Below are 15,448 nucleotides of genomic sequence, written 5' to 3'. Positions count from 1 at the left end.
CGAGGCCACCCTCTATGATCGGCACACTTTCCTGCACGGACACGGCTTGTTCGGCCGTCCAGCACCGGCCGACCACCCCGAGAGACCCATACGAAGAACGAGTGCACTGCGGGAGCGAGCGGTGAGCGGAACGTCCGAAGGGCCGGCGCCCGCGGCAGACCTCGTCCGGCCGGCCGTCACAGAGCGTCACATCGGCGCATCTCCTCGTATGTCCGCCGGGCCGCCTCCCGGCGCATCTGTCGCCCCCGGGTCACCTCCTGACCCGTACGCCCCTACCGGGACGCCCCCCGACACGCCCGTGCCCGACGGAACGTCACCCCGTACCTTCCGGGCCGTCTTCGCCACCGCGCCCCTCGCCATGGCTGTCGTCGACCGCGAGGGCCTGGTCGTCACCGCCAACGAGTCGCTGGGCACCCTGCTCGGTGGCGGCGCGGACGCCCTCACCGGGCGGATCGCCGCCGATCTCGTGGACCTGGCGTCCGACGCCCGCACCTGGCACTCCTACCGCGAGGTGCTGCGCGGGCGGCAGGCCCGGCTGCGCTGCACCAGGCGCCTCAAGCACCCCGACGGGCACTCCCTCTGGGTCCAGGTGACGGTCTCGCCGCTGCCTCCGCAGGAGCAGGCCGTGCTGCTGTCCGTCGCCGACATCAGCGCCCGGCGCGAACTCCAGGCGCGGCTGCGCCACTTGCAGATGCACGACCCGGTGACCCGGCTGCCCAACCGCACCCTGTTCTTCGAGCGCCTCTCGGCCGCCCTGGAGGCGGAGGTGTACGAGGAGGGCGGCACCGGCCGGATCGGGCTCTGTTACCTGGACCTCGACGGGTTCAAAGCCGTCAACGATACGCTCGGCCACCGCGTCGGGGACCGGCTGCTCGCGGCCGTCGCCGAACGTCTGACGCGCTGCGCCGACGAAGCGGGTTACGCGAGAGCGGCCACTCCCCTGGTGGCGAGACTGGGCGGCGACGAGTTCGCGCTCCTCGTCGAGGACTCCACGGGCACGGACCAGTTGGCCGACCTTGCCGAATCCGTTCTCAAGGCGCTCCAGGCGCCGTTCGACCTCTCGGGTCAGCGGCTCTCGCTCTCCGCGTCGATCGGAGTCGTCGAACGGCGCGCCGCCGGGACCAGCGCGACCGGTCTGATGCAGGCCGCGGACACCACGCTGTACTGGGCGAAGGCCGACGGCAAAGGCCGCTGGACCCTCTTCGACCCGGAGCGCAACGCCCACCGGATGACCCGCCAGGCACTGTCCTCCACCCTCCGCGCGGCCGTCGAGCGCGGCGAATTCGCCCTGGAGTACCAGCCGTTGGTGGGCATGGAGGACGGCGGCGTGCGCGGCGTCGAAGCCCTGGTCCGCTGGCACCACCCGCAGTTCGGAACGCTGACGCCGAATCGGTTCATCGGATTGGCCGAGGAAGACGGTTCGATCGTGCAGCTCGGCCGCTGGGTGCTCGCCACCGCCTGCCGCCAGGCCCGCCGCTGGCAGCTGGACCACCCGGACGCGCCGCCGATCTTCGTCAGCGTGAACGTGGCGGTGCGCCAGGTCTGGGACTCCGACCTGGTCGCCGATGTGGCGGACATCCTCGCGGAGACCGGCCTCGCCCCGCACCTGCTCCAGCTGGAGCTGACGGAGTCGGCGGTGATGGGCTCGGCCGGCCGCCCCCTCCAGGCCCTCCAGGCCCTCAGCGACATGGGCGTCCGCATCGCCATCGACGACTTCGGCACCGGCTACTCGAACCTCGCCTACCTCAGCCGTCTCCCGGTCTCCGTCCTGAAACTGGACGGCTCCTTCGTACGGGGCTTCCAGTACGAGGACACGGGGGCTCATCCCAATCCCGCCGACGAGGTCATCGTCGAGGCCCTCATCCAACTCGCCCACCGGCTGGGCCTGACGGTCACCGCCGAGTGCGTGGAGACCGCCTCGCAGGCCTCCCGGCTGCGCGGCATCGGCTGCGACACAGGCCAGGGCTGGCTGTACTCGCGGCCGGTGGCGCCGGATCGTATCTCCGCACTATTGACGGCGATCGACTGCCGTCAGGCCTGAGACCTACTCAGGCCGGAAACCCGCTCAGGCCTGAGAACCGCTCGCCCCTCCCGCAGGCCGGAAACCCGCTCAGGCCTGAGACACCCGCTCAGGCCTGAGACCCCTCAAGCCTCGGCTACTAGGGCTTCGGCAACCCGTACGCGTCCGCGATGAGTTCGTACGAGCGCAGGCGTACATCACCGCCGTGGGCGTTGCCCGTGATCATCAATTCGTCGGCGCCGGTGCGCTTTTGCAGGTCGTCGAGGCCGGAGCGGACCTCGTCGGCGGTGCCGTGAATGACATTGGCGTTCCAGCTGGTGATGAACTCCCGCTCCATGGGGCTGAATTCGTATGCCTCCGCCTCCTCGGGCGTCGGGACCAGACCCGGGCGGCCGGTGCGCAGGCGGACCATGTTCAGGGCGGCGGCCATGACCTGGCGGCGGGCCTCCTTCTCGTCGTCCGTGGCGAGGGCGGAGACGCCAATCAGGGCGTAGGGGGAGGACAGCACCGCTGACGGCTGGAAGGACTCGCGGTAGAGGTCCAGCGCCGGGATCGTGTTCTGGGCCGAGAAGTGGTGGGCGAAGGCGAAGGGGAGGCCCAGGACTCCGGCGAGGCGGGCGCTGAAGCCGGAGGAGCCAAGGAGCCAGATCGGAGGACGGTGCGGAGACTGCACGCCGCCGGGGGACGTCGACTGGACGGGGCCGGGCACCGCGTGGATGCGGGCGTAGGGGTGGCCGTCGGGGAAGTCGTCGTCCAGGAAGCGGGTGAGCTCCGCGAGTTGCTGGGGGAAGTCGTCGCCGCCTTCGTCGAGCCGGTCGGTGCGGCGGAGGGCCGCCGCGGTCGCGCCGTCCGTGCCCGGGGCTCGGCCGAGGCCCAGGTCGACACGGCCCGGGGCCATCGCCTCCAGTGTGCCGAACTGCTCCGCGATGACCAGGGGGGCGTGGTTCGGGAGCATGACGCCGCCCGAGCCGAGGCGGATGCGGGTCGTGTGGGCGGCCAGGTGGGCCAGGATCACTGCGGGCGAGGACGATGCCACGCCCGGCATCGAGTGATGTTCGGCGACCCAGTAGCGGTGGAAGCCGCGGGACTCCGCGAGGCGGGAGAGCTTGACGCTGGTGCCCAGGGCGTCGGTCGCGGTGCGGCCCGCTCCGACGGTGACCAGGTCCAGGACCGACAGGGGTACGGGGGCGGTGCCCGTCGCCGTGCCTCGGATCTCGTCCGTCTCGTCCACCGGGTGCCTCCTGATGCGTGCGCGTAGTTGTCCGCCGGGTACGAACAGGAGGCGGTCTCCGCTTATTCCCGGGTGGGGCGCGGCGTGGGGGTTGGGGGGTTGTTTCGCCCCCTCCGCCCCTTCCCGTCCCGTACTGGGGGCTGCGCCCCCAGACCCCCCTAAAAGATCGCGCAGTTCCCCGCGCCCCTTAAAGGGGCGCGAAGAACCACCCTCACACCTGCACGATCGGCTCCCTCGTGAACAGCGTGCCGAGCTCGGGGGCGTTCACCCGGCGGTCCGCCAGGCGCAGGCCCTCCCAGACGGTGACCTGGTTCGCGGTGAGGACCGGTTTGCCGAGAGCGGCCTCCAGGGCCGGGATGTGGGATGCCGTATGGAGGGCCGTGTCGGGGAGGAGGATCGCGTCCGCGTCGGGGTGGTCGGCCTCACGGGCGAGGGCGAGGACCTGCTCGACCCCCCAGGTGGCGACCTCCACGGCGGTGATGACACCGGCGCCGCGCACGGCGACCACCTCCACCCCCGCGTCCTTCAGAAACGCGGCGAAGAGCGCGGCCACATCCTCCGGATAGGTCGCCGCGACCGCGACCCGCCGGGCACCGATCTCCGGCACCGCGTGCGCGAAGGCGAAGGACGTGGAGGAGGCGGGCAGCCCCGCGGCCCGGGCGAGGGCGCGGACCTGCTCATGGGCGCCCTGCCAGCCGTACACGAAGCTGCCGCTGGTGCAGGCCCACACGATCGCTTCGGCACCGGAGAGGCGCAGCTCCTCCACGCCCGCCGCGAGCCGGGCCGCCGAGCCCATCTCGAGGAGCGCGTCCACCCGGTGCGCGTCCTCGCCGATCTCCGTGTGGACGAGGGGAAGCCGGATGTCGCTGCCGAGCAACTGCTCCATGCGCGGGTAGTCGTCCTCGCCCGAGTGACCGGGGTAGAGGAATCCGAGTGCGGTCATGCCCAACCTTCCTGTTCTTCCGGCAGTACGGGCCCCCGACGAGCGGACTCGTCGAGCAGAGCCTGGTAGGGACCCACGGCCCGGGTACCCAGCTGACGCAGCGCAGCCCACATCGTCACCTGGTTGGCCGAGAGAACCGGGATGCGCAGTTCCGCCTCCAGCTGGGGGATGACGTCGTACGTCGGAAGGTTGGTACAGCTGATGAACAGGGCGTCCACCTCACCCCGTACCGCCCGGTGGGCCATCTCCACCACATCGCGATAGGGAACCTTCCAGATGTGCCTGGTCAGGCCCATGAAGGCACGGCCCGACACCGCGATGCCCGCCTCGGCCACGTACTCCTCCAGGGACTGGGTCACCGAGACCGTGTACGGGGTCACCAGCGCGATGCGGCGGGCACCCAGCTCCTCCAGCGCGGCGAGGAGGGCGCCGGACGTGGTGACCGCGTCGACCCCGCCCGCCCGCGTCATCGCCTCGCACATCGCGCGCTCCCCGGCCACCCCTCCCACAAAGCTGCCGGAGGTGCAGGCGTACGCGACGACCTCGGGCGCGACCGCGTTCAGGGCGCGCACCGCGTCGCCGAGCGTCTCGTGTTCGGAGACCAGGCGGGCCAGGTCCAGGCTCACCTCGACCGGCACGAACGGGGTGCGGGTGAGGTGCAGGGAGACGTCGTCCGGCACCCAGCGCCACAGCTCCCGGTCGAGGGCGAAGTCGAAGGGGGCGACGACGCCGATGCCGCGCTGCGGGCGAGGGCCACCCAGAAAGGAGACATCCATGGCAGGCACCTGCCTCACGAACAGAAACGGGTGGACAACGGACCGTACGCGGGCCCGTGTTGACGAAGGTAGGTTCGGGTGCGAGCGTGGTCAATCCGCGCATCTCAGACGGCCCGCACACACTTTTTCCCTCACACCTACCCAGATACCCCCCATTCTCCGGAAAACCCTGGAAAGCGGCCCTGATCCCTCCCCGCCCCGCGCGGCCCGCACCGCCCCGCAAAAGCGGACCCGCCCTGCGAAACGGTTGCCCCCGATGACCACCCTTCTCGTCCTCGACGCCGACCCCCTCCCCCGCCTCGGCAGGCTCACCGGTCGGGTGCGGATCGAGCACGCCGACGAGTCCACGCTGGCCGAGCGGCTGCCGTACGCGGACGTCCTGCTGGTCTGGGACTTCACCTCGCACGCCGTGCGCCGGGCCTGGCCCGGCGAGGGTCCGCGGCCGCGCTGGGTGCACACGGCGAGCGCGGGTGTGGACCATCTGATGTGCCCCGAGCTCGCCGCGTCCGACACGGTGGTGACCAATGCGCGCGGAGTCTTCGACCAGCCGATCGCGGAGTACGTCGCCGCGCTGGTGCTGGCCATGGCGAAGGATCTGCCGCGGACCTGGGAGCTGCAGCGGCAGCGGGAGTGGCGGCACCGCGAGTCGCAGCGGGTCGCGGGGACCCGCGCGTGCGTGGTCGGCTCCGGGCCCATCGGACAGGCGATCGTCGGGACGCTCAAGGCACTTGACGTCACGACGGCACTGGTGGGGCGCGCCGCGCGCAGGGGTGTGCACGGCCCGGAGGAGCTGGACCGGCTGATGGCTCGCGCCGACTGGGTGGTGTGCGCGGCGCCGCTCACCGAGGTCACGCGCGGCATGTTCGACGCACGGCGCTTCGGGGTGATGCAGCCGTCGGCGCGCTTCATCAATGTCGGGCGCGGGCAGCTCGTCGTCGAGGACGCGCTCGCCGAGGCGCTGTCGAAGCGGTGGATCGCGGGTGCGGCCCTCGATGTCTTCGAGCACGAACCGCTGGGCCCCGACAGCCCATTGTGGCAGGTCCCCGGGCTGATCGTGTCGCCGCACATGAGCGGGGACACGGCCGGCTGGCGGGACGAACTGGGCACCCAGTTCGTGGACTTGTACGAGCGCTGGGCTGCGGGAAAGCCGCTGCCGAACGTCGTCGACAAGAAACGTGGGTACGTGCCGGGGCAGTGAACTCCCTTTGGAGGGGCCGATGTCGGAACTCACCGAGCTGACCGCCGTACAACTCGTCGATGGCTACCGCAAGGGCGAATTCAGCCCCGTGGACGCGACACGCGCGGCCCTGGAACGCGCCGATCGCGTCCAGCCCGTCGTGAACGCCTTCGTACGCCTCGACGCGGACGAAGCCCTCACCCGGGCCGGGGAGTCGGCGGAACGCTGGCGGCGCGGCGAGCCGAAGGGCCTGCTGGACGGCGTCCCGGTCACCGTCAAGGACATCCTGCTCATGCGCGGGGCACCGACCCTGCGTGGCTCCAGGACCGTCGATCCGCACGGGCGCTGGGACGAGGACGCGCCGTCCGTGGCCCGGCTGCGCGAGCACGGCGCGGTCTTCCTCGGCAGGACGACGACGCCCGAGTTCGGCTGGAAGGGCGTCACGGACTCGCCGCTGTCGGGGGTGACGCGCAATCCGTACGACGTCTCACGCACCGCCGGCGGCTCCAGCGGCGGCAGCGCGGCGGCCGTGGCACTGGGCGCGGGCCCGCTGTCTCTCGGCACGGACGGCGGCGGCAGCGTCCGTATCCCGGCCGCCTTCTGCGGGATCTTCGGGCTGAAGCCGACGTACGGGCGAGTGCCGTTGTATCCCGCGAGCGCCTTCGGGACGCTCTCGCACGTGGGGCCGATGACCCGGGACGCCGCCGACGCCGCGCTGATGCTGGACGTGATCAGCGGGCCCGACGCACGGGACTGGTCCGCGCTGGGGCCGGTCGGCGGGTCCTTCGTGGACGCGCTGGAGGGCGGGGTGCGGGGGCTGCGGGTGGCCTACTCGCCCTCGCTGGGCGGGCAGGTCGCGGTCCGTCCCGCCGTCGCGGCGGCAGTACGGCGGGCGGTGGAGCGGCTCGCGGGCCTCGGCGCGTACGTCACCGAGGCCGACCCGGACTTCACCGACCCGGTCGACGCCTTCCACACGCTCTGGTTCAGCGGGGCGGCCCGCGTGACCCAGCACTTCGGGCCCCACCAGCGGGAGTTGCTCGACCCCGGCCTCCGCGAAATCTGCGCCCTCGGCGCCCGGTTCGGCGCGCTGGACTATCTCGCCGCGGTGGACGTCCGCATGGAGCTCGGGCGGCGGATGGGGCGCTTCCACGAGTCGTACGACGTCCTGGTGACGCCCACCCTGCCATTGACCGCCTTCGAGGCGGGCGCCGAGGTCCCCCAGGGCTCCGGGCAGCGTCGATGGACCGGGTGGACCCCGTTCACGTACCCCTTCAACATGACGCAGCAGCCCGCCGCGACGGTACCGGTCGGGGGGGACGCGGACGGCCTCCCGGTGGGCTTGCAGATCGTGGCCGCCCGGCATCGGGACGACCTCGTCCTGCGGACGGCGCACGCCCTGTACGAGGCGGGAGCCGCGGGAGTGACTCCCCCGGTCCCGGCGCCCTAGGGTCTGTCGTCACATTCCCGTCTGCCCCGACGGGAATGTGACGACAGGCCCTAGCCCCGCCGGAAGCTGAGCGTCTCGCCCAGCGCGCCCGAGCGCCACAGGTCGTTGCAGGCCTCGGCCATCGCGTCGAGGCCCTCGACCACCTGGCCCCAGACGATGCCCGGCACCCAGCCCACATCGCCGTTGAGGAGCAGGTTGTTGCGCTCGTAGAAGAGGGCGAGGTCGACGACGGTGGTGCCGGGGCGTACGTCGCTGTCGTAGCCGTAGGCCTTGGTGCCCAACTCCGTGCCCGCGAAGGCGAAATAGCAGAGGTCTCCGGGAATCGGGGTAACTGTCGGATTTTCCAGGGGTGGCTCCGATTTCGCGAAAGGAGGGAAAAGCGCGTAGATCTCATTGCGCGCGTATTTCGCGTGGTAGACGTCGCCGCCCAGCGGGAGCGCGTCCCACACCGCCGCGCAGGTGATCGGCGCCCTGTCGTCGAGGAGCTTCGCCATGCAGTGGACTCCCCGCTTGACCAGGGAGATTTCAATGAAGCGATCGGCCATGCATTCCATGGTCCCGCGGCGGTCAAGGTGGCATCGGGAGGTGACGGGGCCGAAATCGATCCGAATACATCGCATGGTCCCGGGTAGTCGCGCGGCCATGGCTCCACCACTTGGGAATGACACAGGGAAACGAGGGCCGAGCCGGCGTTCGCTGCTCGTGGGTGCCTCGGCGCTCGGTGCCGTCGGGGCGCTGGGCGCCGCCGGCTGCACCCGGGTCGCCACGGCGTCCGACAACGGCGGTGATCTGCTCGACCGGCTGAAGGCTCAGGGTGTCGTACGACTCGGCATCGCGGGCGAGATCCCCTTCGGCTACATCGACAAGAACGGCGAACTGACCGGCGAGGCACCCGAACTCGCGAAAACCGTGTTCAAGCGGCTGGGGGTCGATCGCGTCCAGCCGGTCCCGACCGAGTTCGGCTCGCTCATTCCCGGTCTCAACTCGCAGCAGTTCGACGTCGTGTCCGCCGGGATGTACATCAACCCCGAGCGCTGCCAACAGGTCATCTTCGCCGACCCGGACTACCAGATGCTCGACGCGTTCATCGTGCGCAAGGGCAATCCGAAGGGGTTGCACGACTACAAGGACATCGTCGCGAAGAAGGCCAAGTTCGCGACGGGGACGGGGTACGCGGAGATCGAGTACGCGGTCGAGGCCGGATACAAGGAGAGCGACATCCTGATCGTGCCGGATCAGGTGGCCGGGCTGAACGCGGTCGAGGCGGGCCGCGCCGATGTCTTCGCGGGGACCGCGCTGACCACACGCGAAGTGGTCAAGAAGTCCCGCAAGGCGGAGAGCACCAAGCCCTTCGCGCCCCTGGTGAAGGGCAAGCCGCACGTCGACGGCGGCGGCTTCGCGTTCCGGTCGGCCGAGACGAAGCTGCGGGACGCCTTCAACGTGGAGCTGCAGAAGATGAAGGACAGCGGCGAACTGTTCCGCATCCTCAGGCCTTTCGGTTTCACCAAGGCCGAGATGACCGACATGACCGCGAAGGAGCTCTGCGGCGGATGACCTCGGGACTCTGGGAACTCGTACTCAAAGGGATCTGGATCACCGTCCAACTACTGGTCTTCAGCGCCCTGTTGGCCGGTGCCGTCTCCTTCGCGGTCGGGATCGCGCGCACCTCGCGACGATGGATCGTCCGCTTCCTCGCGGGCTTCTACACCGAGGTGTTCCGTGGCACCTCCGCGCTGATCATGATCTTCTGGGTGTACTTCGTGCTGCCGCTCGCCTTCGGCTGGCAGCTCGTCCCGATGTGGGCGGGCACGCTGGCGCTGGGGCTGACGTACGGGGCGTACGGCGCGGAGATCGTGCGCGGCGCCCTGAACGCGGTCGACCCGGCGCAGCGCGAGGGCGGTATCGCGCTCAGCTTCACGCCCTGGCAGCGGATGCGGCTGGTCCTGCTGCCGCAGGCGGTGCCGGAGATGATCCCCTCCTTCTGCAACCTGCTGATCGAGCTGCTCAAGGGCACCGCCCTGGTCTCCATCATGGGGATGGGCGATCTGGCCTTCAGCGGCAATCTCGTACGGCTGGCCCTCCAGCAGAGCGCGGAGATCTACTCGTACGTCCTGCTGATCTACTTCGTGATCGCCTTCCTGCTCACTCGGCTGATGCGCGGTCTGGAGAAGCGGCTGAAGGCCGGGATCGGCCGGGACCCCGGGACGGAAGCGGCGGCGCGTGAACTGAAGCGCGCACAAACGACGGGCGTGGGAGCCGCGAGCGGAGGTGCCGCATGAGCCACATGAGCTGCGCGCGGACGACCGGAGGTGCCGCATGACGTGGGACTGGAGCGCGGTCGGCGACTTCATGCCGCACTTCTGGGACGGACTGCTGGTCACCCTGCAGGCGCTGGCCCTCGGTTCGCTGATCTCGTTCGCCCTCGGACTGGTGTGGGCGCTGCTGATGCGGACGCCGACCCGGTGGGTGCGCTGGCCGATCGGGGTCGTCACCGAGTTCATCAGGAACACCCCGCTCCTGGTGCAGCTGTTCTTCCTCTTCTATGTGCTGCCCGAGTGGAACATCACGTTCTCCGCGCTGACGACCGGTGTCGTCGCGATCGGGCTGCACTACTCGACGTACACGATGCAGGTCTACCGGGCCGGCATCGAGGGCGTACCGCCCGGCCAATGGGAAGCGGCCACGGCGCTCAGCCTGCCCGTGCGGCGCACCTGGACCGCGGTGATCCTGCCCCAGGCGATCCGCCGCGTGGTGCCCGCGCTGGGCAACTACGTCATCTCGATGCTCAAGGACACACCCCTGCTGATGGCGATCACCGTGCTGGACATGCTCGGCGAGGCGCGGCTGTATTCGCAGCAGCACTTCCAGTTCACCGAGCCGCTCACGGTCATCGGCGTGGCCTTCATCCTCATTTCCTATCCGGCTTCCCTCCTCATGCGAGCCCTGGAGCGACGTCTTGTCCGCTGACACCCCTTTGATGAAAGACCCCGACGCGCACGCCAATCCCCCGGTGGACGGCGCCGAGCTGATCCGTTTCGACAAGGTCACCAAGCGGTTCGGGAGCAACACCGTCCTGGACGGGCTCGACTTCCGCGTCGACTCCGGCAAGCACGTCACCCTGATCGGCCCGTCCGGCTCGGGCAAGACGACGATCCTGCGGCTGCTGATGACTCTGGCCAAGCCGGACGAGGGCACGATCACGGTCGCCGGGGACCGGCTCTTCCCGGCGGACGAGAAGCAGATCCGTGAGGTGCGCAAGAAGATCGGGATGGTCTTCCAGCAGTTCAACCTGTTCCCGAACATGAGCGTGCTGAGGAACATCACCGAGGCGCCCGTCACCGTCCTCGGCCTCTCCAAGGACGAGGCCGAGGCACGGGCCCGCGAGCTGCTCGACCTGGTGGGCCTCGCGGACAAGTGCGACGAGCGGCCGAGCCGGCTGTCCGGCGGCCAGCAGCAGCGTGTGGCGATCGCCCGGGCGCTGGCGATGCGTCCGCAGGTGCTGCTTCTGGACGAGGTGACGTCCGCGCTCGACCCCGAACTGGTCGCCGGTGTCCTCGACGTCCTCCGGGACATCGCCCACACCACCGACATCACGATGCTCTGCGTGACCCACGAGATGAATTTCGCCAGGGACATCTCGGACCAGGTCCTGATGTTCGATTCCGGCCGCGTCATCGAGGCCGGTTCGCCGGAGAAGATCTTCAGCGATCCTGAGCACGACAGGACCCGGGAATTTCTCAGCGCCGTTCTGTGACGACGAGGAGTCGACGCGGACGGGCGCGGCAAGCTGCGAGGTCCGGCACCTGGGGCATGCCCCAGGTGCCATGACGCTGGCATATGCCAGCGTGGCGCGCTCCTGTTGAGAGGGGCGGAGCGCGCCATGAATCTCCTCAACACACGCTCCCGGCAAGCCCCTTGGCGGTTATCGTGGAGGGAGCCCGGTTGTCCGGGCTGTGTCTTGTTCGAGCCGGGTCCATGAAGCGCAGGGGGAAACCGTGGCGCTGATGCACGAGCCGACCGCGCCGTACCACTCGGCTCAGGACGCCCTCCGCGTCCTGGAGACGGTGTCGCGGCATTCGACCGGTGTCACCGACGCCGAACTCGCCCGCCAGACTCGCCTGGGCACCGAGCGCCTGACCGCACTGCTGCGGATGCTGCGCCGCGAGGGGTACGTCGAGCAGATCGCCGACGGCGCCTACGTCACCGGTGTCGCCCTCGGCCGGCTCGGTGCCGCCCACGGCCGCGACCAGGCGCTGCGCGAGAAGCTCCAGCAGACCATCGACCGGCTGCGCGACTCGGTCGGCGCCGCCATCTACATCAGCCGCTACATCGACGGTGAGGTGCACGTCACCCAGTGCGCCACGAGCCCCTCGGCCCCCGCGGTCAACGAGTGGGTCGACTTCCGCTCCGCCGCCCACGCCAGCGCGGCCGGCAAGAGCCTGCTCGGCCAGCTCGACCACAACGGCCGGCGCGACCATCTCGCCCGCCACAAGATGGCCCGCCTCACCTCGCGCACCATCACCAGCGAGCGGCTCCTGCTGTCCCGCCTGGAGGCCCAGCCGCCCACCGTGCCGGTGCTCGACCTCCAGGAGTACGCGGTCGGCACGGTCTGCGCGGCCGTCCCCATCACGGCGGGCGCCTCCGTCGGCTGCCTCGCCCTGTCCCTGCCGGTCGAGCACGCCCACCGGCTCCGACAGGCCGCGGACACGCTGAACCGGGGGGCGACCCCGGTCCTGCTGTCCCTGGCGATCCAGGCCGCCTGACTCCCGCGATCTCGGCCGCCTGACTCCCGCGATCCGGGCCTCCTGACTCCCGTGATCTCGGCCGCCCGTCCCTGGCGATCCGGGTCTCCGGCTCCTCGCGATCCGGGGCATCTCCGGGTGGTCAGGAGCACCCCTGCGGACCAGGTAGTATTTCTTTTGTCGCCGACCGCGAGAGCGGGAGGCGGGAGTCATGCGCCGCTAGCTCAGTTGGTTAGAGCAGCTGACTCTTAATCAGCGGGTCCGGGGTTCGAGTCCCTGGCGGCGCACCTCGGTGAAGGCCCTCCACAGCAGTGGGGGGCCTTCACGCATGTTCCAGCACGTCCGACAGGGCGCGAACCGTCGGGGTCGTGTACAGCAGGCGCAGCGGCAGCGGGGGCAGGCCGCGTGCGCGCAGAGCGGTGCCGAGCCGGATGGCGTAGAGGGAGTTCCCGCCGAGCTCGAAGAAGTTGTCGTCGGGGCGGACGGGGACGCCGAGGATCTCCTCCCAGACTTCGGTGAGCACCGCGACCAGCCCTCCGACGGGAGCGGCCGTCGGCACGGAGGCGCCCGCCGCCGGTGCGGGCAACCGCGTCCGGTCGAGCTTGCCGTTCGGGGTGAGCGGCAGCGCGGGCAGGCCCGTGACCGTCGTCGGCAGCATGTGATCCGGCAGCAGCCGGGCAGCCCGACGGCGTACGCCCCCGGTGTCGCCCCCGTCGATCACGACATACGCGTCGATCCGCACCCCCGCCGCGTCCTCGAAGGCATCTCCGCTCAGCACCACCGCGGCCGCCGTGACCGCCGGGTCCTCCAGCAGCACCGCGCGGATCTCGTCCAGCTCGATCCGGAAACCGCGCACCTTCACCTGGCTGTCGATCCGGCCCAGGTGCTCCAGCGAACCGTCCGCCCGCAGCCGCCCCAGGTCGCCGCTGCGGTAGCGCCGCCCCCCGCCGTACGGGTCGGTCACGAACCGCTCCGCCGTGAGCTCGGGCCGCCCCAGATATCCGAGGGCGAGCCCGGCACCGCCGACCCAGATCTCCCCCACCGCGCCCGGCGGCAGCACGTGCCCCCGTTCGTCGCGCACCGACACCGACCAGCCGGGCAGCGGGCGGCCCACCGAGCGGGAGGCGGCCAGGGCCTCGCGCCGGGTGACCGTCGTGGCGGTGGCGTGGACCGTGGTCTCCGTGATGCCGTACATGTTCACCAGCCGGCAGCGGTCCTCCGGGTAGCGGTCGAACCAGTCGAGCAGCGGCCGGGTGTCCAGCGCCTCCCCGCCCAGCACGACGAGCCGCACCGGCAGCCGCTCCTTCGCGGTCCGGTCCACCGCTCTCAGCTGGCCGAAGGCGGAGGGCGTCTGGCTGAGCACGGTCACCGACTCGCGGACGAGCAGATCGTGGAACTCGGCCGGCGAGCGCGCCACCCAGTGGTCCACGATCACCAGCCGGGCCCCGGTCAGCAGTGCGCCCCAGATCTCCCACACCGAGAAGTCGAACGCGCCGGAGTGGAAGAGCGTCCAGGTGTCCTCCGCGCAGAACCCCAGGTCCTCCCGGGTGGCGTCGAGCAGGGCGAGGACGTTGGTGTGGGGGACGACGACGCCCTTGGGGCGGCCGGTCGAGCCCGAGGTGTGGATGACGTAGGCCGGGTCCTGCGGGGTACCACCGCACGGCGCGTCGAGGCGCGTGGCGCCCAGGTAGGGCGCGGTGTCCCTGACCACCAGCCGTACGTCGGCATCGCGCGCCGTGCGGTCGAGACGCTCTTCGGGGTGGGCCGGATCCATCGGCACATACGCGGCGCCCGCCTTCAGCACCGCGAGCATGCTGACCACCAGGTCGGCGGACCGCTCCAGGCAGATCCCGACCCGGTCGCCGGGGCGCACCCCGGCGGTGCGCAGCCCGGCGGCGAGCCGCTCGGCGCGGTCGCGCAGCTCGCCGTACGTGGTCGTGGTGCCGTCGTGGACGAGGGCGGGGGCGGTGGGGCGGCGGCCGGCCTGGTCGTCGAAGGCAGTGTCGATGCGGGCGGGGGCGGTGGGGCGGCGGCCGGCCTGGTCGCCGGAGGCAGTGTCGATGCGGGCAGCGGCCGTGGGACGGCAGTCGGCCTCGTCGAAGGCGGCGTCGATGCGGGCAGCGGCCGTGGGACGGCAGTCGGCCTCGTCGAAGGCGGCGTCGATGCGGGCGGGGGACGTGGGACGGCGGCCGGCCCGGTCGCCGGAGGCAGTGTCGATGCGGGCAGCGGCCGTGGGACGGCAGCCGGCCTCGTCGAAGGCGGCGTCGATGCGGGCAGGGGTGGGCGCGGTTTCGGGGGAAGCGAGCATGAGCTCGGCCTCCTCGCGGGGGAGCAGCTCGATCTCCGCGAGGGGGCGACGACCCAACTGGCTGTGTGCGCGGGCGAGATGGCGGGCGAAGGCGTCGGCGGACTCCTGGTCGATGTGCCGGAGCTGGTGGTGCAGCTCCACGGTGGCCCCTCGGGGGGCGAGCGTCATCGGGAAGGGGGCGCTCTGGCACGGGAGTTGGTGGCTGAAGGTGGGGTCGGGAGGGCCGGTGTCGCCGAGGACCATGGCGTACATGGGGAGTTCGTCCGCCGGGTCGCGGTTCTCGTAGCGGGCGAGGACGAGGGCCGCCGCGGCGGCCCCCGCCGGCACCGGGACGGTGACCACGCCCGTCCGGTCTCCGGCCCGCTCGTCTCCCGTCGCCCAGTCGATTCGGGGGTTGCGCGGGCCTTCTGGAAGGGCGGCGGTGCCGAGCGGCGGGGCGAGGTCGGTGGCCGGGCGGCCGCCGAGCAGGACGTGCCCGATGTCCTGGAGTGCGGCGGGGGCGAGCACGGCGTGGTGGGCGACCAGGACGAGATGGGCGCCGCCGTCCTCGTACCGGAGCAGGACCGCGCGGAAGGCCGGGCCCGAGGGGCCGACGGGCCGGTGGAGTTCGGCGCGCAGGCGGTGTTCGGCGCATCGGGCGGGTACGGCATCGCGCCACAGCACGGGCCATCGGTCGGGGAGTTCGGGCCACCAGTGCCGTACGGCCTCCTCCAGGGCGGGCGCGGGATCGGCGGACGGCGGGAGGGGTGCGGCGAGGGCGTGGCACGTCACGTGCGGGCTCCAACTGTCGGGTGAGCGGACCCC

13 protein-coding genes and 1 tRNA gene are annotated in these 15,448 nt (G+C 71.2%); 9 read left to right on the top strand and 5 right to left on the bottom strand.

Annotation, left to right across the window (positions count from 1 at the left end; translation table 11 throughout):
• Positions 1-121: 121 nt before the first annotated feature.
• Positions 122-2,041: a putative bifunctional diguanylate cyclase/phosphodiesterase gene (locus IEY95_RS06215; RefSeq protein WP_189184856.1), complete on the top strand. Its 1,920-nt coding sequence runs from the start codon at positions 122-124 to the stop codon at positions 2,039-2,041.
• A 118-nt stretch (positions 2,042-2,159) separates the two neighbouring features.
• Here the strand turns inward: IEY95_RS06215 and IEY95_RS06210 are convergent, their stop codons facing one another.
• The 3 genes from IEY95_RS06210 to IEY95_RS06200 all read right to left on the bottom strand — a co-directional run bounded on the left by IEY95_RS06210 (position 2,160) and on the right by IEY95_RS06200 (position 4,970).
• Positions 2,160-3,251 carry an LLM class flavin-dependent oxidoreductase gene (locus IEY95_RS06210; protein ID WP_189184855.1) on the bottom strand — a complete coding sequence of 364 codons (1,092 nt, stop codon included), beginning with the start codon at positions 3,249-3,251 and terminating at the stop codon, positions 2,160-2,162.
• A 211-nt stretch (positions 3,252-3,462) separates the two neighbouring features.
• Positions 3,463-4,194 (bottom strand): maleate cis-trans isomerase family protein, encoded by a 732-nt coding sequence (locus tag IEY95_RS06205; RefSeq protein WP_189184854.1) that lies wholly within the window; start codon positions 4,192-4,194, stop codon positions 3,463-3,465.
• Entirely contained in the window at positions 4,191-4,970 is a 780-nt protein-coding gene (locus tag IEY95_RS06200; protein WP_189184853.1) for a maleate cis-trans isomerase family protein, read from the bottom strand. Before IEY95_RS06200 ends, IEY95_RS06205 begins: the two co-directional genes overlap by 4 nt.
• Positions 4,971-5,226: 256 nt before the next feature.
• Here IEY95_RS06200 and IEY95_RS06195 point away from each other — a divergent pair, with 256 nt between their 5' ends.
• Together IEY95_RS06195 and IEY95_RS06190 are read left to right on the top strand one after the other, a co-directional pair.
• On the top strand, positions 5,227-6,168 hold the full coding sequence (locus IEY95_RS06195; RefSeq protein WP_189184852.1) for a D-2-hydroxyacid dehydrogenase: 942 nt from the start codon (positions 5,227-5,229) through the stop codon (positions 6,166-6,168).
• 19 nt (positions 6,169-6,187) lie between these two features.
• Positions 6,188-7,594, top strand: coding sequence for an amidase (locus tag IEY95_RS06190; RefSeq protein ID WP_189184851.1), 1,407 nt, complete (start codon positions 6,188-6,190; stop codon positions 7,592-7,594).
• Positions 7,595-7,644: 50 nt separating this feature from the next.
• Here the strand turns inward: IEY95_RS06190 and IEY95_RS06185 are convergent, their stop codons facing one another.
• Positions 7,645-8,139, bottom strand: a complete 495-nt coding sequence (locus IEY95_RS06185) for a DUF3830 family protein (RefSeq protein WP_189184850.1) — start codon at positions 8,137-8,139, stop codon at positions 7,645-7,647.
• A gap of 97 nt (positions 8,140-8,236) precedes the next feature.
• Here IEY95_RS06185 and ehuB point away from each other — a divergent pair, with 97 nt between their 5' ends.
• From ehuB to IEY95_RS06155, 6 genes are all read left to right on the top strand, one after another.
• Positions 8,237-9,148: an ectoine/hydroxyectoine ABC transporter substrate-binding protein EhuB gene (ehuB, locus tag IEY95_RS06180; protein WP_189184849.1), complete on the top strand. Its 912-nt coding sequence runs from the start codon at positions 8,237-8,239 to the stop codon at positions 9,146-9,148.
• Positions 9,145-9,873 carry an ectoine/hydroxyectoine ABC transporter permease subunit EhuC gene (gene ehuC / locus IEY95_RS06175; protein ID WP_189184848.1) on the top strand — a complete coding sequence of 243 codons (729 nt, stop codon included), beginning with the start codon at positions 9,145-9,147 and terminating at the stop codon, positions 9,871-9,873. Before ehuB ends, ehuC begins: the two co-directional genes overlap by 4 nt.
• Before the next feature lie 37 nt (positions 9,874-9,910).
• Positions 9,911-10,561: an ectoine/hydroxyectoine ABC transporter permease subunit EhuD gene (gene ehuD, locus IEY95_RS06170; protein ID WP_189184847.1), complete on the top strand. Its 651-nt coding sequence runs from the start codon at positions 9,911-9,913 to the stop codon at positions 10,559-10,561.
• A gap of 10 nt (positions 10,562-10,571) precedes the next feature.
• Positions 10,572-11,348 carry an ectoine/hydroxyectoine ABC transporter ATP-binding protein EhuA gene (gene ehuA, locus IEY95_RS06165; protein WP_189184846.1) on the top strand — a complete coding sequence of 259 codons (777 nt, stop codon included), beginning with the start codon at positions 10,572-10,574 and terminating at the stop codon, positions 11,346-11,348.
• 241 nt (positions 11,349-11,589) lie between these two features.
• The gene (locus IEY95_RS06160; RefSeq protein WP_189184845.1) at positions 11,590-12,357 is read left to right on the top strand and encodes an IclR family transcriptional regulator; all 768 of its coding nucleotides are present in this window, start codon (positions 11,590-11,592) and stop codon (positions 12,355-12,357) included.
• Positions 12,358-12,549: 192 nt separating this feature from the next.
• Positions 12,550-12,623, top strand: a tRNA-Lys gene (locus IEY95_RS06155).
• Positions 12,624-12,658: 35 nt separating this feature from the next.
• Here IEY95_RS06155 and IEY95_RS06150 read toward each other — a convergent pair.
• Positions 12,659-15,415 carry an amino acid adenylation domain-containing protein gene (locus IEY95_RS06150; protein WP_229702618.1) on the bottom strand — a complete coding sequence of 919 codons (2,757 nt, stop codon included), beginning with the start codon at positions 15,413-15,415 and terminating at the stop codon, positions 12,659-12,661.
• Positions 15,416-15,448: the final 33 nt, after the last annotated feature.

It is taken from the genome of Streptomyces albiflavescens, from assembly GCF_014645835.1.
GTDB lineage: Bacteria > Actinomycetota > Actinomycetes > Streptomycetales > Streptomycetaceae > Streptomyces > Streptomyces albiflavescens.
The sequence above is the reverse complement of the archived record's forward strand: the minus strand, read 5'-3'. Positions and strand labels throughout refer to the sequence as shown.